This window comes from Evtepia gabavorous (genome assembly GCF_003425665.1).
GTDB lineage: Bacteria > Bacillota > Clostridia > Oscillospirales > Oscillospiraceae > Evtepia > Evtepia gabavorous.
In genome coordinates, this window is the sequence record NZ_QQRQ01000004.1 from 26,004 (window position 1) to 48,066 (window position 22,063).

At 60.2% G+C, this 22,063-nt stretch carries 26 protein-coding genes; 22 read left to right on the forward strand and 4 right to left on the reverse strand.

The window, feature by feature from the left end; genetic code table 11:
* The first annotated feature begins 43 nt into the window (after positions 1-43).
* The 13 genes from clpX to DV520_RS03530 all read left to right on the forward strand — a co-directional run bounded on the left by clpX (position 44) and on the right by DV520_RS03530 (position 12,414).
* Positions 44-1,363 carry an ATP-dependent Clp protease ATP-binding subunit ClpX gene (gene clpX, locus DV520_RS03475; RefSeq protein ID WP_117141885.1) on the forward strand — a complete coding sequence of 440 codons (1,320 nt, stop codon included), beginning with the start codon at positions 44-46 and terminating at the stop codon, positions 1,361-1,363.
* A gap of 161 nt (positions 1,364-1,524) precedes the next feature.
* Positions 1,525-3,924 (forward strand): endopeptidase La, encoded by a 2,400-nt coding sequence (lon, locus tag DV520_RS03480; RefSeq protein WP_117141886.1) that lies wholly within the window; start codon positions 1,525-1,527, stop codon positions 3,922-3,924.
* Positions 3,925-3,935: 11 nt separating this feature from the next.
* Complete coding sequence (gene yihA / locus DV520_RS03485; RefSeq protein ID WP_117141811.1) at positions 3,936-4,544, forward strand: ribosome biogenesis GTP-binding protein YihA/YsxC; 609 nt, start codon at positions 3,936-3,938, stop codon at positions 4,542-4,544.
* Positions 4,545-4,588: 44 nt separating this feature from the next.
* On the forward strand, positions 4,589-5,269 hold the full coding sequence (locus DV520_RS03490) for a formate/nitrite transporter family protein (protein WP_117141812.1): 681 nt from the start codon (positions 4,589-4,591) through the stop codon (positions 5,267-5,269).
* Positions 5,270-5,389: 120 nt separating this feature from the next.
* The gene (locus DV520_RS03495; RefSeq protein ID WP_187422450.1) at positions 5,390-5,884 is read left to right on the forward strand and encodes a prolyl-tRNA synthetase associated domain-containing protein; all 495 of its coding nucleotides are present in this window, start codon (positions 5,390-5,392) and stop codon (positions 5,882-5,884) included.
* A 39-nt stretch (positions 5,885-5,923) separates the two neighbouring features.
* The gene (locus DV520_RS03500; RefSeq protein WP_021920700.1) at positions 5,924-6,535 is read left to right on the forward strand and encodes a LysE/ArgO family amino acid transporter; all 612 of its coding nucleotides are present in this window, start codon (positions 5,924-5,926) and stop codon (positions 6,533-6,535) included.
* A 12-nt stretch (positions 6,536-6,547) separates the two neighbouring features.
* The gene (locus DV520_RS12705) at positions 6,548-6,826 is read left to right on the forward strand and encodes a response regulator transcription factor (protein ID WP_338083404.1); all 279 of its coding nucleotides are present in this window, start codon (positions 6,548-6,550) and stop codon (positions 6,824-6,826) included.
* Positions 6,827-6,840: 14 nt separating this feature from the next.
* Positions 6,841-7,203 (forward strand): winged helix-turn-helix domain-containing protein, encoded by a 363-nt coding sequence (locus DV520_RS12710; RefSeq protein WP_338083405.1) that lies wholly within the window; start codon positions 6,841-6,843, stop codon positions 7,201-7,203.
* Positions 7,204-7,285: 82 nt separating this feature from the next.
* Positions 7,286-8,200, forward strand: coding sequence for an ATP-binding cassette domain-containing protein (locus DV520_RS03510; RefSeq protein WP_021920702.1), 915 nt, complete (start codon positions 7,286-7,288; stop codon positions 8,198-8,200).
* Between the two features lie 84 nt (positions 8,201-8,284).
* Positions 8,285-9,109: an ABC transporter permease gene (locus DV520_RS03515; protein ID WP_117141813.1), complete on the forward strand. Its 825-nt coding sequence runs from the start codon at positions 8,285-8,287 to the stop codon at positions 9,107-9,109.
* 13 nt (positions 9,110-9,122) lie between these two features.
* Complete coding sequence (locus DV520_RS03520) at positions 9,123-10,064, forward strand: sensor histidine kinase (RefSeq protein ID WP_117141814.1); 942 nt, start codon at positions 9,123-9,125, stop codon at positions 10,062-10,064.
* Positions 10,065-10,090: 26 nt separating this feature from the next.
* On the forward strand, positions 10,091-10,864 hold the full coding sequence (locus DV520_RS03525) for an AIM24 family protein (protein ID WP_117141815.1): 774 nt from the start codon (positions 10,091-10,093) through the stop codon (positions 10,862-10,864).
* Positions 10,865-11,043: 179 nt separating this feature from the next.
* Positions 11,044-12,414, forward strand: a complete 1,371-nt coding sequence (locus DV520_RS03530) for an MATE family efflux transporter (RefSeq protein ID WP_021920706.1) — start codon at positions 11,044-11,046, stop codon at positions 12,412-12,414.
* Between the two features lie 41 nt (positions 12,415-12,455).
* Here DV520_RS03530 and DV520_RS03535 read toward each other — a convergent pair whose 3' ends face one another.
* Positions 12,456-12,764 carry a helix-turn-helix domain-containing protein gene (locus DV520_RS03535; protein WP_021920707.1) on the reverse strand — a complete coding sequence of 103 codons (309 nt, stop codon included), beginning with the start codon at positions 12,762-12,764 and terminating at the stop codon, positions 12,456-12,458.
* Positions 12,765-12,896: 132 nt separating this feature from the next.
* Between DV520_RS03535 and DV520_RS03540 the strand changes: the two genes are divergently transcribed.
* Complete coding sequence (locus DV520_RS03540; RefSeq protein WP_117141816.1) at positions 12,897-13,370, forward strand: low molecular weight protein-tyrosine-phosphatase; 474 nt, start codon at positions 12,897-12,899, stop codon at positions 13,368-13,370.
* A 117-nt stretch (positions 13,371-13,487) separates the two neighbouring features.
* Positions 13,488-13,673 (forward strand): ferredoxin, encoded by a 186-nt coding sequence (locus tag DV520_RS03545; protein WP_021920709.1) that lies wholly within the window; start codon positions 13,488-13,490, stop codon positions 13,671-13,673.
* A gap of 55 nt (positions 13,674-13,728) precedes the next feature.
* Here DV520_RS03545 and cysK read toward each other — a convergent pair whose 3' ends face one another.
* Positions 13,729-14,661 carry a cysteine synthase A gene (cysK, locus tag DV520_RS03550; RefSeq protein WP_117141817.1) on the reverse strand — a complete coding sequence of 311 codons (933 nt, stop codon included), beginning with the start codon at positions 14,659-14,661 and terminating at the stop codon, positions 13,729-13,731.
* 187 nt (positions 14,662-14,848) lie between these two features.
* Here cysK and DV520_RS03555 point away from each other — a divergent pair, with 187 nt between their 5' ends.
* From DV520_RS03555 to DV520_RS03580, 6 genes are all read left to right on the forward strand, one after another.
* A complete protein-coding gene (locus DV520_RS03555; protein WP_117141818.1) occupies positions 14,849-15,412 on the forward strand; it encodes a YcxB family protein in 564 nt (187 codons plus the stop codon).
* A 37-nt stretch (positions 15,413-15,449) separates the two neighbouring features.
* Positions 15,450-16,349, forward strand: coding sequence for a precorrin-6B methylase 2-like protein (locus DV520_RS03560; RefSeq protein WP_021920712.1), 900 nt, complete (start codon positions 15,450-15,452; stop codon positions 16,347-16,349).
* A gap of 425 nt (positions 16,350-16,774) precedes the next feature.
* Entirely contained in the window at positions 16,775-17,359 is a 585-nt protein-coding gene (locus tag DV520_RS03565; protein ID WP_021920713.1) for a 2-oxoacid:acceptor oxidoreductase family protein, read from the forward strand.
* A complete protein-coding gene (locus DV520_RS03570; protein WP_021920714.1) occupies positions 17,356-17,664 on the forward strand; it encodes a 4Fe-4S binding protein in 309 nt (102 codons plus the stop codon). The genes DV520_RS03565 and DV520_RS03570 overlap by 4 nt, the downstream gene beginning before the upstream one ends.
* Entirely contained in the window at positions 17,661-18,842 is a 1,182-nt protein-coding gene (gene porA / locus DV520_RS03575) for a pyruvate ferredoxin oxidoreductase subunit alpha (RefSeq protein WP_021920715.1), read from the forward strand. Before DV520_RS03570 ends, porA begins: the two co-directional genes overlap by 4 nt.
* A gap of 6 nt (positions 18,843-18,848) precedes the next feature.
* Positions 18,849-19,796 (forward strand): thiamine pyrophosphate-dependent enzyme, encoded by a 948-nt coding sequence (locus DV520_RS03580; RefSeq protein ID WP_021920716.1) that lies wholly within the window; start codon positions 18,849-18,851, stop codon positions 19,794-19,796.
* A gap of 154 nt (positions 19,797-19,950) precedes the next feature.
* Here DV520_RS03580 and DV520_RS03585 read toward each other — a convergent pair whose 3' ends face one another.
* Positions 19,951-20,136 (reverse strand): Arc family DNA-binding protein, encoded by a 186-nt coding sequence (locus DV520_RS03585; RefSeq protein ID WP_165850027.1) that lies wholly within the window; start codon positions 20,134-20,136, stop codon positions 19,951-19,953.
* A 116-nt stretch (positions 20,137-20,252) separates the two neighbouring features.
* On the opposite strand from DV520_RS03585, the gene DV520_RS03590 reads away from it, so the two are divergent.
* Positions 20,253-20,936, forward strand: coding sequence for a Fic family protein (locus tag DV520_RS03590; protein WP_333818490.1), 684 nt, complete (start codon positions 20,253-20,255; stop codon positions 20,934-20,936).
* 240 nt (positions 20,937-21,176) lie between these two features.
* Here DV520_RS03590 and DV520_RS03595 read toward each other — a convergent pair whose 3' ends face one another.
* On the reverse strand, positions 21,177-21,989 hold the full coding sequence (locus tag DV520_RS03595; RefSeq protein WP_117141821.1) for an MBL fold metallo-hydrolase: 813 nt from the start codon (positions 21,987-21,989) through the stop codon (positions 21,177-21,179).
* Between the last annotated feature and the right edge of the window lie 74 nt (positions 21,990-22,063).

A 22,063-nucleotide genomic window follows, 5' to 3' on the forward strand; every position in this document is an offset into this window, starting at 1 on the left:
TGGCGTCCCCCTTTTTCCTGCGTTAGAAAGAGGTGAAATGGTTTTGGCCAAAAACGACGAAAAACGAGCCATCCGCTGCTCCTTTTGCGGCAAGCATCAGGATCAGGTGACAAAGATCATCGCCGGACCCGGTGCGTACATCTGCAACGAGTGTGTCCAGCTGTGCATGGACATTTTAGATAATATGGCGGCCCCGGAGGAGCAGCTTGTGAGCCCGGATATGCCGGAGATCATTCCCAGCCCCAAGGAGATCAAGGCCTATCTGGATGAATATGTCATCGGGCAGGAGACCGCCAAAGTGGCCCTGTCCGTGGCGGTTTACAATCATTATAAGCGCATTTACTTTGGCGGCGGGGACGATGTGGAGCTGCAGAAGAGCAACATCCTCCTGCTGGGCCCCACCGGCAGCGGAAAGACGCTGCTGGCCCAGACCCTGGCCAAGATTTTGAAGGTTCCCTTTGCCATCGCGGACGCCACCACCCTGACCGAGGCCGGCTATGTGGGGGATGACGTGGAGAACATCCTGCTGCGCCTGGTGCAGGCTGCCGACTATGACATCGAGCAGGCGGAGCGGGGGATTATTTACATCGACGAGATGGATAAAATCGCCCGAAAGAGTGAAAATACCTCCATCACCCGGGATGTCTCCGGCGAGGGCGTGCAGCAGGCCCTGCTGAAAATCCTGGAGGGCACGGTGGCCAATGTCCCCCCCCAGGGCGGCCGGAAGCACCCCCATCAGGAGTTTATCCAGGTGGACACCAAGAATATCCTCTTCATCTGCGGCGGCGCCTTTGACGGAGTGGAGAAGATCATTGAAAAGCGGGTCAATCAGAAAGGCATCGGCTTTGGCGCCGAGATCATGAGCAAGGCGGAGCTGGAAAAGCGCAATATTTTAAGCCAGATTCAGCCCCATGACCTGCTGAAGTTCGGCATTATCCCGGAGCTGGTGGGACGTCTGCCGGTGATCACCTCCCTGTCCCCGCTGAGCCGGGAGGATTTGGTGAAGATCCTCACCGAGCCCAAGAACGCCCTGGTCAAGCAGTACCAAAAGCTGCTGGAATATGATATGGTGAAGCTGGTCTTCACCCCCGGGGCCCTGGAGGCCGTGGCCGATAAGTCCATGGAACGGGGGATCGGTGCCAGAGGCCTGCGGGCGGTGCTGGAAGAGGTGATGTCCCAGATTATGTACGACATCCCTTCGGACAACTCCATTGTGGAGGTGGATATCACCCCCGAAAGCGTCCGGGACGGGGCGGAACCGCAGCTGATCCGCGACCCCAACCGGCCGCCTCGCCCCCACTTGGGCGCTGCGGCCCTCCGGGCCCAGAGCGGCGGCCTGGCCCGCCAGGACGGTACAGCCTGAGGGCGAGACAATCCAATTCCATGCAACTGACAGGGCGGAGGGGGAAACTTCTCCGCCCTTTCCGTCTACTCCAGCGCGGCTGCGCTGGAATCCAAGTTCCAGTTTTCGTTGAAAGGAAGTGAATCGGTTTGCCAGAGGAAGAAAAGACTGAAACCGTGCCAATGCAAACCATGCCCGCCCTGGCCCTGCGGGGTCTGACGGTATATCCGAAAATGATGGTCCACTTTGATGTGGGTCGGGAGGCCTCCGTGAAGGCCATTGAAGAGTCCATGTCTTCCAACCAACCCATTTTCCTGGTGGCCCAGAAGGACATCCGGGTGGAGGAGCCGGACCGAAACCATCTTTTTGCCATGGGGACGGTTTCGGTGGTCCGTCAGATTCTCCGCCTGCCGGGGAAGACCATCCGGGTGATGGTGGAGGGGCAGATCCGGGCCCGCCTCCACGAGCTGACCCAGACCGATCCCTACCTGGTGGCCCAGGTAGAGCCGGTGGAGACCAGCGAGCACTATGAGGGAAAGACCAATTCCCTCCGGGCGGAGGCGGCCATTCGCCAGGCCTATGAGCTCTTTGACCGATACAGCGAACTCTCCCCCAAGAACGCCTCGGCGGAGATGCTGATGAATATCATGTCCAGCGAGGACGCCGGCTATATTGCCGACTTCCTTGCCCAAAATGTCTCCATGCGGGTGCTGGACAAGCAGTCCATCCTGGATGAGCTCCGGCCGGTCCAGCGGCTGAATAAGATGAACCGCCTCCTCCGCCGGGAGGTGGAGATCCTGGAGATGGAGCAGAGCATCCAGCGCCGGGTCCAGGAGAACATGACCCAGAACCAAAAGGACGCCTTTCTGCGGGAGCAGGTGCGGGTGATCCAGGAGGAGCTGGGAGAGGACGGCGACAATGAGCTGGCCGCCTACCGCCGGCAGATTGCCGATGCCAAGTTGCCGGAGGAGGTGGAGACCAAGCTGCTCAAAGAGGTAATGCACCTGGAGAAGCAGCCCTTCGGTTCCGCGGAGGCCTCGGTGCTGCGGAACTACCTGGATGTGTGCCTGGAGCTGCCCTGGACCAAGACCTCCAAGGAGAGGGTCAACGTCCAGGCGGCCCGGAAGATTCTGGACGCGGACCACTTCGGCCTGGAAAAGGTGAAGGAGCGGATTCTGGAGTTTCTGGCGGTCAAGCAGCTGGCCCCGGATTTGAAGGGGCAGATCCTCTGCCTGGTGGGCCCTCCGGGAGTGGGAAAGACCTCCATTGGAATGTCCATGGCCCGGGCACTGAACCGGAAAATGGCTCGAATTTCCTTGGGCGGCGTCCATGATGAGGCGGATATCCGGGGCCACCGGAAAACCTATGTGGGGGCCATGCCCGGCCGGATCATCAATGCCGTCCGCCAGGCGGGCACCAGAAATCCTCTGCTTTTGCTGGACGAAATCGACAAGCTGGGCAGCGACATGCGGGGCGACCCCGCTGCGGCTCTGCTGGAAGTGCTGGACGGGGAGCAGAACAGTACCTTCCGGGATCACTTTGTGGAGCTCCCCTTTGATCTGTCCGAGGTGCTGTTTATCACCACGGCCAACACCACCTCTACCATTCCCAAGCCTTTGCTGGACCGGATGGAGGTCATTGAGCTGCCCAGCTACACCGACGAGGAAAAGCTCCAGATCGCCAAGCAGCATCTGCTGCCCAAGCAGCTCAAGCGCCACGGCCTAAAGAAGAATCAGTTGAAGATCACCGACGACGCCATCCGGGAGGTCATTGTCTCCTACACCCGGGAGTCTGGCGTCCGAGTATTGGAGCGAGAGCTGGGGGCCCTGTGCCGGAAGGTGGCCATGGGCATTGTCTCCCAGCGGTATAAGCAGGCCCATGTCACAGGGGACACCCTGGAGGAGTTCCTGGGGCCCCGAAAGTTCCATCCAGAGAAGAATGGCCTGGAGAACCAGGTGGGGCTGGTCAACGGGCTGGCCTGGACCTCCGTGGGGGGAACCCTGTTGGAGGCGGAGGTCAATGTGGTGCCCGGCTCCGGCAAAGTGGAGCTCACAGGCAACCTGGGCAATGTGATGAAGGAGTCAGCCCGGGCGGCCTTCACCTATATCCGCAGCCGGGCGGTCCAGCTGGGGGTGGAGCCCAACTTCTACAAGGAAAAAGACATTCACATCCACTTCCCCGAGGGCGCAGTGCCCAAGGACGGCCCCTCCGCCGGAGTGACCATCACCACGGCCATGGTCTCGGCCCTCACCGGAATTCCGGTTCGGGGAGATGTGGCCATGACGGGAGAAGTCACCCTCCGGGGCCGGGTTCTGCCCATCGGCGGCCTGCGGGAAAAATCCATGGCGGCGCTGCGCAACGGCATCCACACGGTCATCATCCCCAAGGACAATGAATCCGACCTGGAGGAGATCGACCAGACGGTCCGCGGCGCCCTGCAGTTCATTCCCGCCTCCCATGTGGACCAGGTTCTGGCCAACGCCCTGGAGCATCCCCCTTTGGCGCAGCCTGCGGAGGACGCGGGGGAGGCCCCTCTGGGCGGTCCCGGGACCAGTTCCCAGGCATCCATTCCGAGAACGTGAGAGGAACGCTGATGAAGCTCAACACACAAAACGCGGAGTTTGTGCTCTCCGCGGCGAGGCTGGCAGACTGTCCCCGGGACAGTCTGCCGCAGATCGCCTTTGCAGGCCGGTCCAACGTGGGCAAGTCCTCTGTTATCAACCGCCTGCTGAACCGAAAGAACTTTGCCCGGGTGGGGTCCGCCCCAGGTAAGACCACCCACATCAACTATTTCCGCATTGACCGAAAGGTGTACTTTGTGGACCTGCCGGGATATGGCTATGCCAAGGTTTCCAAGCAGGAACGGGCCCGGTGGGGCAGGCTGATTGAGCAGTGGTTTGCCGACGCCAGCCTGCTGACCCTGGGGATTCTGTTGGTGGACCTGCGCCACAAGCCCACCGCCGATGACTGCGTCATGGCCCAGTGGTTTAAGGATTCCGGCAAGCCCTTTGTGGTGGTGGCCAACAAACAGGATAAGATCAAGAAAAGCGAGTGGGAACCCAACCTGGCCCGCATCCGAGAGACCTTGGCGCTGGATGCACAGACCCCGGTGATCTCCTTTTCCGCGGAAAAGGGACTGGGAAAAGAGGAACTGCTGGGGGTTATTCTGGACCACATCAGCGCCGACACAGCCCAGGAGTAAGAAAGAGAGCGCCGGCCCGGAGGCCGGAAGGGGAGGAAATGGACATGAAACGAGTGGGGGGACTGTTCCTCTACGCCATTCTGGCCGGCTTTTGCATCGGCCTGGGGGGCACCGTCTTTTTGAAACTGAAGGATGCCTTTCCCGGGGGCAACGTGGTGGGGGCGCTGCTGTTCACCATCGGCCTGTTTACCGTCTGCACCCGGGGATATGCCCTGTTTACGGGAAAGGCGTGCTACCTATTTGACAATCCGCTGCCTGCCTATCTGCTGGATCTGCTGGTCTTTTGGGTGGGAAACCTCCTGGGGGCCATGCTGATTGCCGGTCTGGAGCATCTGACCGGTATGGTGGGGGGAGAGACCGGCATCGACGCCACCGCCGCCGCCCTGGTGGAGGGAAAGATGGGGGCCACCTATCTGGGCCTGTTTGTGCTGGGCATCTTGTGCAACATCTGCATTTTCATCGCTGTCAACGGCTATGCCAACAACCCCCACCAGGTGGGAAAGTACTTAGCCCTCTTTCTGGGCGTGTCCGTTTTTATCCTCTGCGGCACCGAGCACAGCGTGGCCGACATGTATTATTGGTCGGTCTCCGGGGTGCTTTATGCGCAGCCGGGGGAGTCGGTTCTCCGCCTTTTGATAATCTCCCTGGGCAATGTGGTGGGGGGTGTGTTTTTCCCGCTGATGGAGAAGGGAAAAAGACGCCTGGACCTGCCTGAAGCGCCATAAACCACCCAAGCCGGGGCCCTTTGGACCCGGCTTTTTTCTTGTAGAACGGCAGTGGGAGAAAACCGCAGCCTTTTTGCCCTCAGGTCTCCGGTGGCGCCGGAAGAGAAAGGAGAGAGACCCATGGTGGGAAAAGAAGACATCTACCGCATGCTGCGGGAGGAAGAAATCTGGCATGAAATCACAGAGCACCCGGCGGTGTATAACATGGAGGAGATGGCCCAAATCAAACTGCCCTATCCCGAGGCGGACGCGAAGAACCTGTTCGTCCGGGACAGCAAGAGGCGGGACTACTATCTCATTACCGTCCGGGGAGACAAGCGGGTGGACTTGAAGCAGTTCCGGCAGCAGAATCAGACTCGCTCCCTAAGTTTTGCCTCGGCGGAGGAGCTGGGAGAACTGTTGGGTCTGATCCCGGGGGCGGTCACCCCGCTGGGCCTGCTCAACGACGGGGACAGACGGGTTTCCTTCTACCTGGACGCATCCTTTTGCCGGCCGGAGGCACAGAAAATCGGCGTTCACCCCAATGACAATACGGCCACCCTCTGGCTGCAGGTGGAGGATTTGCTCCGCCTGATTCGGGCGCATGGCAATCCCGTGCATGTGGTCCCAATTTGACGGGAGGCAAAACACCGGAAAGAGAGAGGAGTGTCCCCTGTGCCGTATTTTGTTCAGGGCCTTACCATGGGCCTGGCCTATGTGGCCCCCATTGGGGTCCAAAATCTGTTTGTGATCCATTCTGCCCTGGCCCATCCCCGGCGCCGGGCCTTGGCCACGGCGGGGATCGTCATTTTTTTCGATGTGACCCTGGCGCTGGCCTGCTTTTTTGGAGTAGGGGTGGTGATGGAGACCTTTCCCGTGGTCCGAATGGCCGTTCTGCTGGCAGGCAGCCTGGTTGTCCTGGCCATTGGCGTGGGTCTGCTCCGGACCAAGGAGGCGGGGGCGGAGGGGAGGCCCCTCCCTGCCACAGGGTCCAAAACGGTGTCCACCGCCTTTGTGGTCACCTGGTGCAATCCCCAGGCGCTCATTGACGGCACCATGATGCTGGGGGCCTTTCGGGCGACCCTGCCTACCGCCCAGGCGTCCTCCTTTATCTCCGGGGTGGCCCTGGCCTCCTGCCTGTGGTTTTTGGGGGTGACGCTGGTGGTCTCCCTGCTCAGCCGCCATTTTACCCCGGGGGTGATGGTGTGGATCAACCGGGTCTGCGGGGTGGTGATTCTCTGCTACGGGGGAAGCCTGCTCTGGTCCTTTCTGACCATGCTGGGATAAAGGAGAATGTCTATGAAAACCATTGCAATCATTGAGGACGACCAGCCCATTGGGGACCTGTTGGAGGAGGCGCTGGGCCAGGCGGGCTATGCTACCTTGCGGGCCTATTCCGGCACCGAGGCTCAATACCTCTTGGAGCGGGCGAAGCCCGACCTGATTCTGTTGGATCTGATGCTCCCCGGCTTGACCGGGGAGGAACTGCTGCCCTGTCTGGGGGAAATCCCGGTCATTGTGGTCAGCGCCAAGGTGGGGGTGGACGACAAGGTGAACGCCCTGCTGACCGGGGCGTGAGCAAGCCCTTTGCCATGCGGGAGCTTCTGGCCCGCATTGCCGTCCAGCTTCGGGGGCCCCGGGGCGAGGAGGTACCTTGTCTCGCCTTTGAGGACTTGATGCTGGACCCCGCCACCCGCCAGGTCACTGTGGGGGGCGTGCCGGTGCATCTCACCAGGACGGAATATGCGCTCTGCCATCTGCTGCTCCAGAACCCCGGGCGGGTGTTGTCCAAGTCGGCAATTCTGGAGCGAATCAGCCGGGACACGCCGGACTGCACGGAGGGTTCCCTGAAGCAGCACATGAGCAACCTCCGCAAAAAGCTGCGGGCAGCGGGGGGACGGGAGTACATTGAGGCGGTATGGGGGATTGGATTTCAGTGGAAGAAGGAATCTTGACCAAATCTTGACCAAATTCTTACCCATTTCCTTGACGGCTACATGGTAGGCTGTAGCCAGACAAAGGAAAGGAGAAATCGACATGGAATACTGTCTGACCACCGAGGCCTTATGTAAAACCTACCGACAGGGCAAGGCTCTGCACAATGTGACGATGCATGTCCCCAAGGGGGCAATCTATGGCTTTGTGGGAAAAAACGGGGCCGGGAAGACCACACTGATCCGCCTCATCTGCGGCCTTCAAGCCCCCACGGCGGGGGGCTACACCCTCTATGGCGTCCGGAATACAGACCCGTCTATTCACCGGGTCCGCCGCCGGATGGGGGCTGTGGTGGAATCCCCGGCGATCTATCTGGACCTGACCGCAGAGGACAATCTCCGCCTTCAGGCCCGTCTGCTGGGGCTGCCCTCGGAGGAGGGGATTGCCCCGCTGCTGGAACTGGTGGGCCTGGGGGAGACGGGGCGAAAGAAGGCCCGAAACTTTTCCCTGGGCATGCGTCAGCGGCTGGGGATTGCCGTGGCCCTCTGTGGAGAGCCGGATTTCCTGGTGCTGGATGAGCCTGTCAACGGCCTGGACCCCCAGGGCATCATTGAGATGCGGGAGCTTATTTTGAAGCTCAATCGGGAGTACCAGATCACGGTGCTCCTCTCCAGCCACATCTTGGACGAGTTGGCCCGCCTGGCCACCCACTACGGTTTTTTAGACCAGGGAACTTTGGTCCGGGAGGTCAGCGCCCAGGAATTGGAGGCTGCCTGCCGCAGGTGTGTCCGACTGACAGTCACCGATGCCAAGACCCTTTGCCGGGTGCTGGATGGCCGGGGGCTGGAGTACCGTCTGGCCGGAGAGGGGGAGGCCGACGTCTATGAGGCCCACGACCTTTCCCAGCTGATTCTGGACCTGCACCAGGCGGGCTGCCAGGTGACCGGGCTCCACCAGCGGGACGAGACTTTGGAGAGCTACTATATGAATCTGGTGGGAGGTGGCAGGGATGTCTAACCTCTTTTCTCCCGGCTCCTTGCGGCCGCGCAGGGACCGGCGCTTTTGGGGCGGCCCGGCGGGAAGCACAGGGGGGACCGTGTCATGAGAAATTTATGTTCCGCCCATTGGTTTCATCTGCTTCGGCATAAGGCATTTTGGGTCTCGGTCCTCTTCATGGCGCTCTATGGAGGGATGGAGGCGGTGGGGTTGTACCGCCAGGGCGCGGAGAAACTCTCCGACGGCCTGTTTGCCGGACTGACCTTTCTGGGGGTGGTTCTGGCGGCCTTTTGCAGCCTCTATCTGGGCACAGAGTACCAGGATGGCACACTGAGGAATAAGGTGACCGCCGGATACCGGCGGGAACAGATCTATTTCTCCTGTCTGCTTGCCTGCTTAGGGGGCGGACTGCTGATCTGGGGGTCCTACCTCGCGGCCTATCTGGCCGTGGGACTTCCTCTGCTGGGCGGGAAGATGGGGGATTGGGCGCTGGTAGGGGGAAGCTGTCTGGGGACGCTGCTTCTGCTTATGGTGTATGTCTGCCTGTATACCTGTCTGGTGAGCTGGCTCCAGGCCAAGGCCACGGCTGCCGCCGCCGCTATTTTGCTGGCCTTTGCCATGCTGTTTGGCGGGCTGTATCTCTACAACCGTCTGGACGAGCCTCCATCTTATCCTGATTCCTATCGACAGGAGAATGGGCAGATGCTCCAGCAGCCAGGCGGGGTGAACCCCAACTATCTGCAGGGGAAACAGCGGGTGGTCTATGAGATTTTGTATGACCTGCTCCCCGATGGACAGGGGATGCAGATTCTCAGCGGAGAGGTGGCCTCCCCCCAGGCACTGGGGAGAAATGCCGGGGCCTCCCTGCTTTTGATGGGTCTGACCACGGCCCTCGGCCTGGGAGAATTCCGGCGGAAGGATTTGCGATAGAGGAGGGAGGCGTATGGTACCTTGGCTGCTGTGTGCCCTGCTGGGGGGATGGGGGCTGTATCTGCTGGGCAGGCTGTACTGCCTGCACCGGGCCATGGAGGCGCTTGCCGGCCAACTGACCGACTGGCTGGACCGGGACACCAACACCCTGCTCACCCTATCCCTGTCCCGGGACCCCTATGTCCGGCGGCTGACGTCTCAGCTCAACGGGCAACTGCGGCGTCTGCGCCGGCAGCGGCGCCGGTACCAGAATGGAGACCGGGAGCTCAAGGAGGCGGTGACCAACCTCTCTCACGATCTCCGGACCCCTCTTACTGCCATCTGCGGCTATTTGGAGCTGCTGGAACAGACGGAGCAGTCCTCCGTTGCCGCCCGGTATTTGGCCCAGATTCAGAATCAGGTGGAAAGGATGAAGCAGCTGACGGAGGAGCTCTTCCGATACTCTCTCCTCTCCACCGCCCAGCCTCTGGAGCGAGCGGATGTGATGCTCAACCAAGTCCTGGAGGAGAGTCTTTTGGCCCACCATGGGGCCCTAACCCAGCGGAACATTGTTCCGGACCTGGACCTGACCACTGTACCAGTGCGCCGTCAGTTGGACCAGGGAGCGCTCAGCCGGGTGTTTGCCAATATCCTCAGCAATGTCCTCAAGTACAGTGAGGGGGACTTGGCGGTGCGGCTGACTTCTGAGGGAGAGATCACTTTTTCCAATGCCGCTTCCGGTCTCACCCCCGTGATGGCAGGCCGCCTGTTTGACCGGTTCTATACGGTGGAGTCCGGCCGCCATGCCACAGGACTGGGGCTGACCATTGCCAAACACCTCACCGAGGCCATGGGGGGACGCATCCGGGCGGACTGCCGGGGAGGGCGGCTGACCATTGCCCTGTCCTTTCCGGCGGAACCTTCGAAAAGGGAGGGCGCCTCTTGTTCCACACCCTATTTCTGTGATACAATGTAAAAAACACCCTTGAGGAGGCGTGTGCCATGTATCAGCTTTCCAATTTCATCGACAACGACGACATCCGTACCCTGGCCCAGCTGGGACCCTTTCAAGTTATTGAATACCAGCGGGACCTCAGTGTCAGCCCGGACAGCGCCCAGACCGCTTATTTTAGCAGCGTTATGCATGTGCGCCGGCGGCAGGTCCTCTGTGATCTGAAACAAGCCAATATCACCCTTCAGGCCGGCGCCATGCAGTGGAGCGTGGGCAACGTCAACGCCACCACAGGGGTCAAGGGGGTAGGAGACCTGTTTGGGAAAGCCCTCCGGGGCAAGGTCACAGGGGAGTCCGCCATTAAGCCGGAGTACACGGGAGACGGCCTGCTGGTGCTGGAGCCTACCTACAAGCACATTCTTCTCCTGGACCTGGCCGACTGGAATGGCTCGATTGTCCTGGATGACGGCCTTTTTCTGGCCTGTGACGCCCGGCTGAAGCACAAGGCGGTGATGCGGTCCAACCTCTCTTCTGCGGTGGCGGGCAATGAGGGCCTGTTCAATCTGGGCATCACTGGCAACGGTGTGCTCTGCCTGGAGTCAGACTGTCCCCGGGAGGAGCTGGTGGAGATCACCCTCCAGGACGATGTCCTCAAGGTGGACGGCAACCTGGCGGTGGCCTGGAGCGGCAGCCTGAGCTTTACCGTGGAGCGGTCCGGCAAGACCCTGATCGGGTCTGCTGCCTCCGGGGAGGGGCTGGTCAACGTCTATCGGGGCACGGGGAAGGTCCTGCTTGCCCCGGTGTCTCCCACCGGCAGGGGTTAAGTGGAGAGCACAGCGGCGTTCGTGGGAACGCCGCTGTTTTTTTGAGGGGAAAGCAGACCCGCTGAAAAAAATAGGAAAGAGGGCTTGCACCGCTGGCCCGGTACGGTATAGAATAAAGAGGATATAAAGAAATCGGAATGAATCATAGGAGGGAGTGCTCTGCCAGGCAGAGGAGACAGATGAAAGGAACACATGATTTACGGCACGGGGTCCTCTGGAAGCAGATCCTGTTGTTTGCCCTTCCCATCGCCGCCACCAGTATGCTGCAGCAGCTCTTTAACTCTGCGGACGTGGCGGTGGTGGGACAGTTTTCTGCCCAGAAGGAGCTGGCTCTGGCCGCGGTGGGCAGCACCAGCTCCATTGTCAATCTCTACATCACCATTTTTACCGGCCTGGCTGTGGGAGCCAATGTGGTCATCGCCCGCCTGATTGGGGCGGAAGAGGAGGGGGAAGTGCGAAAAGCGGTCCATACCTCTCTGGTGGTGGCGGTTCTTTGCGGTGCGGTGCTGATGGTGGTGGGGGAGTGTCTGGCTGGACCATTGCTGCGGTGGATGGATACCCCGGAGAATATCATTCATTTGGCCCGCCAGTATCTGCAAATTTACCTGCTGGGCGCCATATTCCAAATGGTGTATAACTTTGAGGCGGCCATCCTGCGGGCCAACGGAGACACCCGGCGCCCCTTGCTCTGCCTGCTTCTCTCCGGCGGAGTGAATGTGGTGCTGAACCTGGTATTTGTCCTGCTGTTTCACATGGATGTGGCGGGGGTGGCCCTGGCCACGGTGATTGCCGACGGGGTGGGGGCGGGCCTGCTCTGGCACTATCTGCGCCGGGAGACCGGGCCGATCCGGGTGGAGCCCGCCTTGCTGCGCCTGGACAGGAAGCTGCTGCGGGGCATCCTGTATATTGGCATCCCGGCGGCCATTCAGGGGATGATGTTCAACATTGCCAATGTGATCATCCAGTCGGGGATCAACCGGCTGGGCTCGGATGTGGTGGCGGCCTCCACCATTGGCGTAACTGCGGAGATCTTTGTCTACTATCTGCTCAACAGCTTTGGCCAGGCCAGCATGACCTTCAACGGCCAGAATTACGGGGCGGGGAATCTGCGCCGGTGCCGGAGTGCCACCCGCTGGTGCCTGCTGCTGGGGGGAATCCTGTCGGAGGCCTTTGCGCTGCTGCTGGTGGTTTTTGGTCTGCCCTTTGCCGGGATCTACACTTCGGACGCGGGCATCGCCCTGCTGGCGCTGACGCGGATGCGCTGGGTGCTGCCTTTCCAGTTGTTCAATATGGTCATTGAGGTGATGTCGGGGACCCTGCGGGGGCTGGGGTACTCCTTCGTTCCCACCATCCTCTGCGCGGTGTTCGTCTGTGGGCTGCGTATTTTGTGGGTGGCCTTTGTCTTCCCCTTGATGCCCACCTTCCAGGGTCTGCTGCTGGTCTACCCTGCCAGCTGGCTGGCGGCAGGGGCAGCGGTAACTGTGGCCTACTGGGCGCTGAAGCGAAAGCTGCTGACGGAAAAACCGCCCCAGGCTCCGGTGGTGCCTTGACAAAAAAAGACCAGGAACCCACAAAGGGGTGTCCTGGCCCATTAGGATTCCTCTTTCAAGAATTCCCGCCGCAGGGTTTCGACGATGCTGCGTACCGTTTCCTGCTGACTTTCCGAGAGATCATCAATGTAGAGGGCGGCACGGTGCTCCATGCCCAAGATATAGTCAACGGAGGTCCGGTAGAGCAGCGCCAGATTCTCCAAAACGTCAATGCGGGGCGTGGCGATGTTTCGCTCATACGCACTGATCGCGGCGCGGTCCACCCCCAGCCGGTCGGCGACTGCTTTTTGCGATAATCCGCGCTTTTTTCTCAGGGCCTTTAGCCGCCAGCCACGATCGTAGATTTCCATTTTGGGACCTCCTGCGCTTGGGTTTTATCGTTGCAAATTATTGTACGGCACAGAGAGGAAACTATATGTAGCAAATATATGTATAAAAAGAAAATTATATTTTCTGTCCGAAGGAAGGAAACGTGAGGATTTATGGTAAAAATACTTTTCGTCTGCCACGGCAACATTTGCCGCTCTCCCATGGCGGCCTGCTTGTTTTCCCAGATGGCAAAGGCGCGGGGGCTGGACTGTGTGGTGTCCTCGGCGGCCACCAGCCGGGAGGAGATTGGAAACCCCATGTATCCCCCCGCCAGGCGCAAGCTAAAGGAAATGGGGGTGCCCTTTGGCCATCATCGGGCGGTGCAGATGACCAGGGAGGACTATGGAGCCTATGATTTTCTGCTGGCCATGGACTCTGCCAACGTGAAGAATATGAAGGCCATCGCGGGGGGAGACCCGGAGGGGAAGATCCGCCGTCTGCTGGACGGTACGCCCCACCCCAGGGACATTGCCGATCCCTGGTATACAGGAAATTTTGACGCCACCTATGCGGACTTGGCAGAGGGCTGTCAGGCGCTGCTGGACCGGCTGGAGAAGATGTCATATCTGAAAAATCCGTCTGAGTAAGTGCGTTTCCAGCGGCGAGAATGGAGGGCGCAGGAGGAGAACAGACGTATGATTTCCAGCCAATGTGACACACTATCCCGGTAGGGCGCAACCTGCGCCGGGAAGGAGTCTTGTCCCATGAAGGTGACAGTAACCGACGGCTGCATCAGCTGCGGCCTGTGTGTGGAGAGTTTCCCAGACCTGTTCCATTGGAATGAGGAGGGAACTGCGGAGGCTGTGGGCCAGGTGCCAGCTGGACAGGAGGATCAGGCCCGCCAGGCGGTGGAGGACTGTCCTGTCAGTGTCATTGCCGCGGCGGAATGAAAAAAACACCCCGCTTCGCCAGAGAATCTGGACGAAGCGGGGTGTTTCTTTGGGGTCAGTCCTGGAACATGGGGGTAGAGAGGTAGCGGTCGCCGGTATCCGGGAGGAGGACCACGATGGTTTTGCCCTGGTTCTCCGGCCGCTTGGCCAGCTGGATGGCGGCCCAGAGCGCCGCCCCGGAGGAGATGCCTGCCAGGACACCCTCCCGCCGTCCCAGTGCCCGGCCGGCAGCGTAGGCGTCGGCTTCGGTGACGGGAATGATCTCGTCATAGATTTCCGTGTTGAGCACGCTCGGCACGAAATTGGCGCCGATGCCCTGCAGGCCGTGGGGACCTGCCATGCCCTTGCTCAGCAGGGGAGAGGCGGCGGGTTCCACCGCCACCACCTTCAGGTGGGGATTTTGGGCCTTGAGGTATTCCCCTGTGCCGGTGATGGTGCCGCCGGTGCCCACCCCGGCGACGAAAACGTCCACCTGTCCGTCGGTATCCGCCCAGATTTCCGGGCCGGTGGTGGTCCGGTGAGCGTCGGCGTTGGCGGGGTTGTCAAACTGCCTGGGGAGGAAGGCGTTGGGAATCTCCCGGGCCAGTTCCTCCGCTTTTGCAATGGAGCCTGCCATCCCTTGGGCGCCCGGGGTGAGCACCAGCTCAGCGCCGTAGGCGGACATGAGCAGGCGGCGCTCCATGCTCATGGTGTCGGGCATGACGATGATGGTGCGGTAGCCCCGGGTGGCGGCGACTACGGCCAGGCCAATGCCCGTGTTGCCGGAGGTGGGTTCGATGATGACCGCGCCGGGCTTGAGCAGCCCCTTTGCCTCCGCGTCGTCGAGCATGGCCTTGGCCACCCGGTCCTTGGCGGAGCCGGCGGGGTTGAGATACTCCAGCTTGGCCAGAAGGGTGGCGTTCAGGCCCTCTGCCCGCTGGATCTGGCGGAGCTCCAGCAGGGGGGTTCCCCCGATGAGCTGCTCCACAGAGGTGTAGATAGTTCCCATAGTAGACCTCCTGATTGCAAAGGTTTGCACTTGCATGGAATACAATAGATGATATCATCATAGGCCACAGGGGATGGTTTGTCAAGGCGGCGTCAGGTTGTCCTTGACAGACTGGGGCAGGGGACTTACAATGAAGGAAAACAGGTTGGGTCCGATGGGACGGAACATACCGGCGGAGGTGGGAGGCATGTCTGTGGAGTATCAGGTGCAAATGGTTTACCGGCAGGAGGATGTGGCCGCGCTGGTTAAAGTGCTGGAGTTCCGCCGCCGACCGGAAAAAAATCTGCGTTTGGCGCGCAAGATCGGCTACCCTATTTTTGGGTTGCTGCTTCTGGGGGTGGGGGCCAGCATCATTGCGGGCATTGTCACCACAGGGGCCTTTGCCCCCATTACCATTGTCACCTTGGTGCTCTCTGCGCTCTGCATTCTGGGGGGCATTGCCCTTCTGCGCCGGTCGGACAGCAGGGGAATGGCCCGACGGTCCTGGGCCCGGTACCCCAACAAGGGGATGACCTTGACCTATACCTTTTACAAGGACCATTTTGAGGAGACCGATGCGGCCTCCGGACAGCACACCTTCCCATACATCAGTATCAAAAGCGCCAATGAGGATGCGGGGCATTTTTTCCTCTTTACCGTGACCAACGCGGCGCACATGCTGTGCAAGGAGAGCTTTGTGCAGGGGGACCCCGCCACCTTTGCCGCCTTTCTGCGCAAGAAAGCGGCGGTGACCATGGACCCGGTGGAGTGAAGGACGCCTGGTCCGGCGGAAAGAGGAGGAGAATAGGATGAGTATTTTCAACAATGAGAGCATCTTAGCTTGGCTCAAATATTTTTCCGACCACTCGGAAATTGATTTGTCCACGGTACGCATTTTGGACATCACCGGGGAGAACCGGAACCTGCTGCCCACGGTGCAGGCCAACCGCTCTGTGCTGGTGTTCACCGACGGGAACCACCCGGAGATTTTTTACAGCATGTGGGACGAGGGCATGGGGGACTGTGAGATTTGGTACAACGAGGGCTCCGAGCCCCAGGGCCCTATGAAGCACAATCTCCTCTCAGAGATGATTGACCGGGGGGTGAACGTCTCCGCGGCCATGCTGATCAACAACCCCCGGGCCCACTCAGGCTACCGGATCGGCCTGGACAACGACAGCTTTTCTCCCGGCACCATCCGGTACGTGGCGCCGGAGATTCGGGCGGTCATTCTGAAAAAGCTCTGCCTGGATGAGAAGGAGACCATTTGCTGTGTCTCCGGGGAGAGCATCGCCGTGGAAGCGGCCATCGCCGTCCGCCGGGGCCATGTGGTAGCGGTGGAGTATAAGCCGGGAGACCGCCAGACCATGGAGGAGAATGTGGTCCGCTTTGGTCTGAACAACGTGCTGATCGTGGACGACATGGAGAGCTACTCCCACCGGTGGCCGGTGCCCGACGTGGCGTTCCTGGTGGCCTCCCCCAAGCTGGAGCTGGAGCTGCAGACGCTGGTGCGGGTCAACCCGAAGATTCGGGTGGTGATCTATACCTTGGAGTTCAGTTTCATGAGCCGGATTCCCGGGATGCTCTGGGAAAACGGCATCCAGCCCACGGAGGTGATGCAGCTGGAGGTCTCCAAGGTGGGCCGGAAGGACGAGATCGAGGTGCAGCCGGCGCCCTGGATTTTCTCTGGCCAGGCGGGGCAGGAATAACGCACAAGAAAAGGGCCCTTTTTTCGGGAAAAGAGGGGAATTTGTGCCTTGACAAGGCCCCGGCCAGTGCGTATAATATCCTCAATTAAACAAAGCCAATCACAATGGCGATGATGGAGACAGTAGGATCTGCGGAACCCTGCAGCGATTCGGGGATGGTGAGAGCCCGAAGGAAGTAGCGCGGAAGTCTGAATATCCCTCCTGAGCTGCAGGCCGAACACCAAAGCGCGGAAAGTAGGCCCTGCCGGTGTCCCCCGTTACAGGGAGCGCGTATGTTGGTACGCAGGTAACAGGTGGTACAGCGAAGTGTTTTCTTGGCCTTCGTCCTTTTACAGGGACGAAGGCTTTTTTCTTTGCCCGCCCTCCCCACGGGGCGGGGGACTTCCGGGCACAGGCGGTGCCCATATTCCAAGGAGGTAAGTTCCATGAAAGAGAACGGTTTGGTAGAATTCCGGTGGCATGGCCGGGGGGGACAGGGGGCCAAAACGGCCTGTCTCCTCCTGGCGGACGCCGCCTTCAGCTCGGGCAAGTTTGTCCAGGGGTTCCCGGAGTACGGCCCTGAGCGGATGGGGGCTCCCATTACCGCGTATAACCGCATCAGCGACACCCGGTGCAGCATCCACTGCAACATCGACTGCCCAGACTATGTGGTGGTGGTGGACGAGACCCTGCTGGACACGGTGGATGTCACCAAGGGCCTGTCCCCGACGGGGGCGGTGATCGTCAACACAGCCAAGTCCCCCGGGGAGATTCGGGGCAAGCTCCGGCATTGGACGGGGCCGGTGTGCACCATAGACGCCCGCCGGATCTCCGAGGAGACCTTGGGCCGGAACTTCCCCAACACCCCCATGCTCAGCGCGGCGGTGCGGGTGAGCGGTGTGCTGGAGGAAGAGAGGTTTAAGCAGGACATGGAGGAGAGCTTCCATCACAAATTTGCCGCCAAGCCCCAGGTGGTGGCCGGAAACATGGCGGCCCTAATGCAGGCGTGGGAGGAGGTGCAGGTCGGATGATCCGTCCCGCAAGAGAGATTGACGAGCATACCCCTTGGCAGGAGATGACCCTGGGGGGAGAGGTCTATGAACCGGCCACCGCCCGGTATGTGAACACCGGCGCCTGGCGCACGGACACCCCGGTGCTGGACCGGGAGAAATGTCGCAACTGCCTGCTGTGCGTGCCCTACTGTCCCGACAGCTCCCTGCCGGTGGCGGAGGGAAAGCTGGCCGGCATTGATTACCTGCACTGCAAGGGCTGCGGCATCTGCGCCCAGGTCTGCCCCTTTGGGGCCATCACGGTAAAGGAGGGTGGAGAGGCATGAATTACAACGAACGTCTTTCCGGCAACGAGGCCATTGCCTTTGCCATGAAGCAGATTGACCCCGACGTGATGGCGGCCTTTCCCATCACCCCCTCCACGGAGATTCCCCAGTATTTTGCCCAGTACGTGGCCAACGGGGAGGTCAACACGGAGTTTGTCCCGGTGGAGTCCGAGCACAGCTCCATGTCCGCCTGCATCGGCGCCGAAGCCGCCGGGGCCCGGGCGGTGACTGCCACCTCCTCAGCGGGCCTGGCCCTGATGTATGAGATGATGTATGTGGCGGCCTCCAGCCGGCTTCCCATCACCCTGGCCTGCGTGAACCGGGCCCTCACCGGCCCCATCAACATCAACAACGACCACTCGGACTCCATGGGCATCCGGGACGCGGGGTGGATTCAGATTTACGCGGAGAACAACCAGGAGGCCTATGACAATTTCCTCCAGGCCATGCCCATCGGAGAGCACCCCTCCGTCCGTCTGCCGGTGATGATCTGTCAGGATGGCTTTATCACCAGCCACGCCTTGGAGAATATTGTGCTGCTGGATACCGACTCCGTCAAGGCCTTTGTGGGGGAGTACCGCCCGGAGCATTTCCTGCTCAAGGCGGAGAATCCCCTGGCCATCGGTCCCTATGACCTGGGCTGCCACTATATGGAGCATAAGGTCCAGCAGGCCGAGGCCATGAAGGGGGCCAAGAAGCGGATTTTGGAGGTGGCCGCCCAGTTCGCGGCCCTGACCGGACGAGAATACGGCCTGTTCGAGGCCTACCGCATGGAGGATGCCGAGATCGCCCTGGTGCTCATCGGCTCCTCTGCGGGCACCGCCAAGGTGACGGTGGACGCGCTGCGGGCGCGGGGGATTCCGGCGGGCCTGGTAAAGATTCGGGTCTTCCGCCCCTTCCCGGCGGAGGAACTGGCCCAGACCCTGAAGAACGTGAAGGCCCTGGCCATTCTGGACAAGGCGGAGAGCTTCTCTGCCCAGGGCGGCCCCCTGTTTGCGGAGGTCCGGGCGGCCCTCTACGATCTGGAGCCCCGTCCCCGTACCGTGGGATATGTCTACGGCCTGGGGGGCCGGGATATCACCCCGGCGCATTTTGCGTCGGTCTTTGCCCGGCTGGAGGCCATTGCGGCCGGGGGCGAACTGGGTCCGGTCTATTCACATCTGGGACAAAGGGGGTAAACGGCCATGGAAAACACAGAGAGAACCTATCATTTCAAAAAGACCCTGGAGAAAAAAGAACGCTTTGTGGGGGGACACCGCCTCTGCGCCGGCTGCGGGGCGGGCATTGCGGTCCGGGGCGTTCTGCGGGCCCTGCGGGAGGAGGACCGGGCGGTGGTGGGCAACGCCACCGGCTGCCTGGAGGTCAGCTCCTTCCTCTATCCCTACACCGCCTATGAGGACAGCTACATCCATACGGCCTTTGAGAGCGCCGGCGCCTCCCTGTCCGGGGTGGAGGCGGCTTATAACGCCCTGAAGCGGAAGGGGAAGGTCCAGGGGGAGGTCAAGTTCATCACCTTCGGCGGGGATGGCGGCACCTACGACATCGGCTTTCAGTCCCTGTCCGGAGCCATGGAGCGGGGCCACGACCTGACCTATGTCTGCTACGACAACGAGGCCTATATGAACACCGGCATTCAGCGCTCCTCCTCCACCCCCCGGTTTGCCAAGGCCACCACCTCTCCGGTGGGGTCGGCCATCCCCGGGAAGCTGCAGAACAAGAAGAATCTCACCGAGATCATCGCCGCCCACCATGTGCCCTACGTGGCCCAGACCACCTTCCTTGGCAATTTCCGGGACCTTTATACCAAGGCCCAGAAAGCGATCTATACCCCCGGCCCCAGTTTTCTGAACATCATGGCCCCCTGTCCCCGTGGCTGGGAATATCCGGCGGAAAAACTCCCGGAGATCTGTAAGCTGGCGGTGGAGACCTGCGTCTGGCCGCTGTTCGAGGTCATTGACGGGGTGTGGCACCTGAGCTACCAGCCCAAGCAGAAGCGGCCGGTGGAGGAGTATCTCCGGCTTCAGGGCCGCTTCCGTCACATGTTCAAACCGGGCAACGAGTGGATGATCGAAGAGGCCCAGCGAAACGTGGACGAGAACTGGGAAAAGCTCCTGGCCAAATGTCAGGGGTAAGATGTAAGATGATCCGGCTGAAAAATCCTTGAGGGCAAGAGATGCCCCCAAAAGGTGAGACAACGATGGAACGACAAATTGTTTAAGCAGCCGAAAGGGCTTACCGTCTGAAAAAAGCAGGCGGCAAGCCCTTTCTTAAAAAGATAGCCGGGTGCTACTCGGTGTGGGCGCCGGAGCCGGCGGCTTCCTGCTCTCTGCGTTCCACTTCTGCCAGATGGTTTCGCAAGATCACTTCAATGTAATTGGTCATAGATCGCCGGTCTTTGCTTGCCAACCGGCCGATTTGATCGAAGACTTCGTCGGGAAGACGAAGGGTAAACACACGTCTGATTGTAGCCATGGTAACCTCCATGTGACAGGGTTTCCTCTTTTTTCGGCTGTTCCACTGAGGAACTATGCCAGATCATTTCAGACAACAGGCTGCTGCAGATGCTCAGGGAGGAGAAATCCATTCGCATGCCGGGGGGCCTGTACCATGAACTGCAAGTGCGGATGACCTACAACTCCAACCACATAGAGGGCAGTAGGCTCAGTGAGGACCAGACAAGACGGATCTTTGAAACGAACACCATCGATGCGGGGGAAGGAATCCCTGTGGATGATATCATCGAAACCGTCAATCATTTCCGCGCCATTGACTTTTGTATTGATGTGGCGGAAGCGCCGCTCACGGAGGAGATCATCAAAGAACTGCACCGTATTTTGAAGCAAGGGACAAAGGATGCCTCCCTTTCATGGTTTGCCGTTGGGGATTACAAAAAACGGGCGAATATGGTCGGCGGCCATGAAACGACAAAACCGAAGGAGGTAGCACAGCACATGAAAGAGCTGCTGTCCCGGTACGAAGCTGAGACTGCGGTTACGATCCACGATATCATCCGCTTCCATTACGAGTTTGCGTGCATCCACCCATTTCAAGATGGCAACGGCAGGGTCGGCAGGCTGATTGTGTTAAAGGAGTGTCTGCGCTTTGGATTGATTCCCTTTATCATCGAGGACGCCAAGAAAGGGTATTATTACCGGGGACTCTCTGAATGGGAAGGAGAACAGGGATATCTGACAGACACCTGCCTGGACGGGCAGGATACCTTTCGGAAACTGATGGCTCTGTTCGATATTCCGCCGGAAAGCGATCTTTAGAGCTTCCTTTGCTGGTCAAAGCCTTCTCCTGCACTGAAAGCATTCTCGGTGGGGCAAATGGAACCATGACGGGATACCTCCAATACAGTTTCACTTAGTATAGAGGGAAGCATCTTATTTTTTAAGGGGATAAAATCCCCAGATGGAACTGGTTGCGTTGAACAAACACCCCTTATAAGGAGAAAGGATTTTCTCCTTATAAGGGGTGTTTTTGTGAATACATGTATGTTTCTGCGGCGGTTAAAAGGTCAGCACCAACCCGGTGGAGAGGGGCTGCACCCGGCTGCCCAAGACCTGGGTCAGGATGTCCAGGGCCTCTGGCCCGGTGCAGTGTCCGGTGATTACTTGGGTTACCCCGGTCTCCCCCAGCCGGTGGGCGAAGGCCCGGACCTCCTGGGCGGGGGTGTCGTACAGGTGGAAGCCCCCCACAATGGCGGAGATGGGCTGGCCAGGGAAGGTGTCCGCCACTTCCCGGACGATGTTGTCCGCGCCCCCGTGGCAGCAGCTGTTGAAGATCACCAGGCCCTTGGGGGTGGAAAAGACCAGACTCTGCTCGTGGGAAAAGTCATCGGGAAGCCACTGGTCCCCCACCTTTCGGTACATGTTGGCGGCCAGGCCCCGCTGCGCCAGGCCCGGCGTCTTGTGGGGCAGGAGGGTGACGCCGGGGAGGGGAGAGAAGTCCCCGGTGACATAGCGGATACGGGGGGCAAATGTGGTCAGAAGGCCCCGCTGAAGGCCTTCGTACCGCCAGCCCTCGGGGGTTTTGTCATAGCAGGTCTCCCCGCAGCCCTGGCGGAGGTAGAAGGGGGCGGTGGGGTTGCGGGCAAAAAAGGTACCCATCCCGTTCCCGTGGTCCCAGTGGGCGTGGGAGAGCACGCCGAAGGAGACCGTGGACAGGTCGATCCCCAGGGTATCGGCGTTTCGGGCAAACCGGTCACTGGCCCCGGTGTCCAGCAGGATGGCGTGACCTTGGTATTCCACATAGATGGACAGCCCCCACTCGGCCTCCAGCCCCCGGGCGGCAAGGTTGTCCACAAGAATGGTGACGCGCATAGCGATTCCTCTCCTTCTCTCATTGTGTTCCTCTTATTATAAGGAAGGAAACCGTTTTTGGCAAGGCGGGCGTT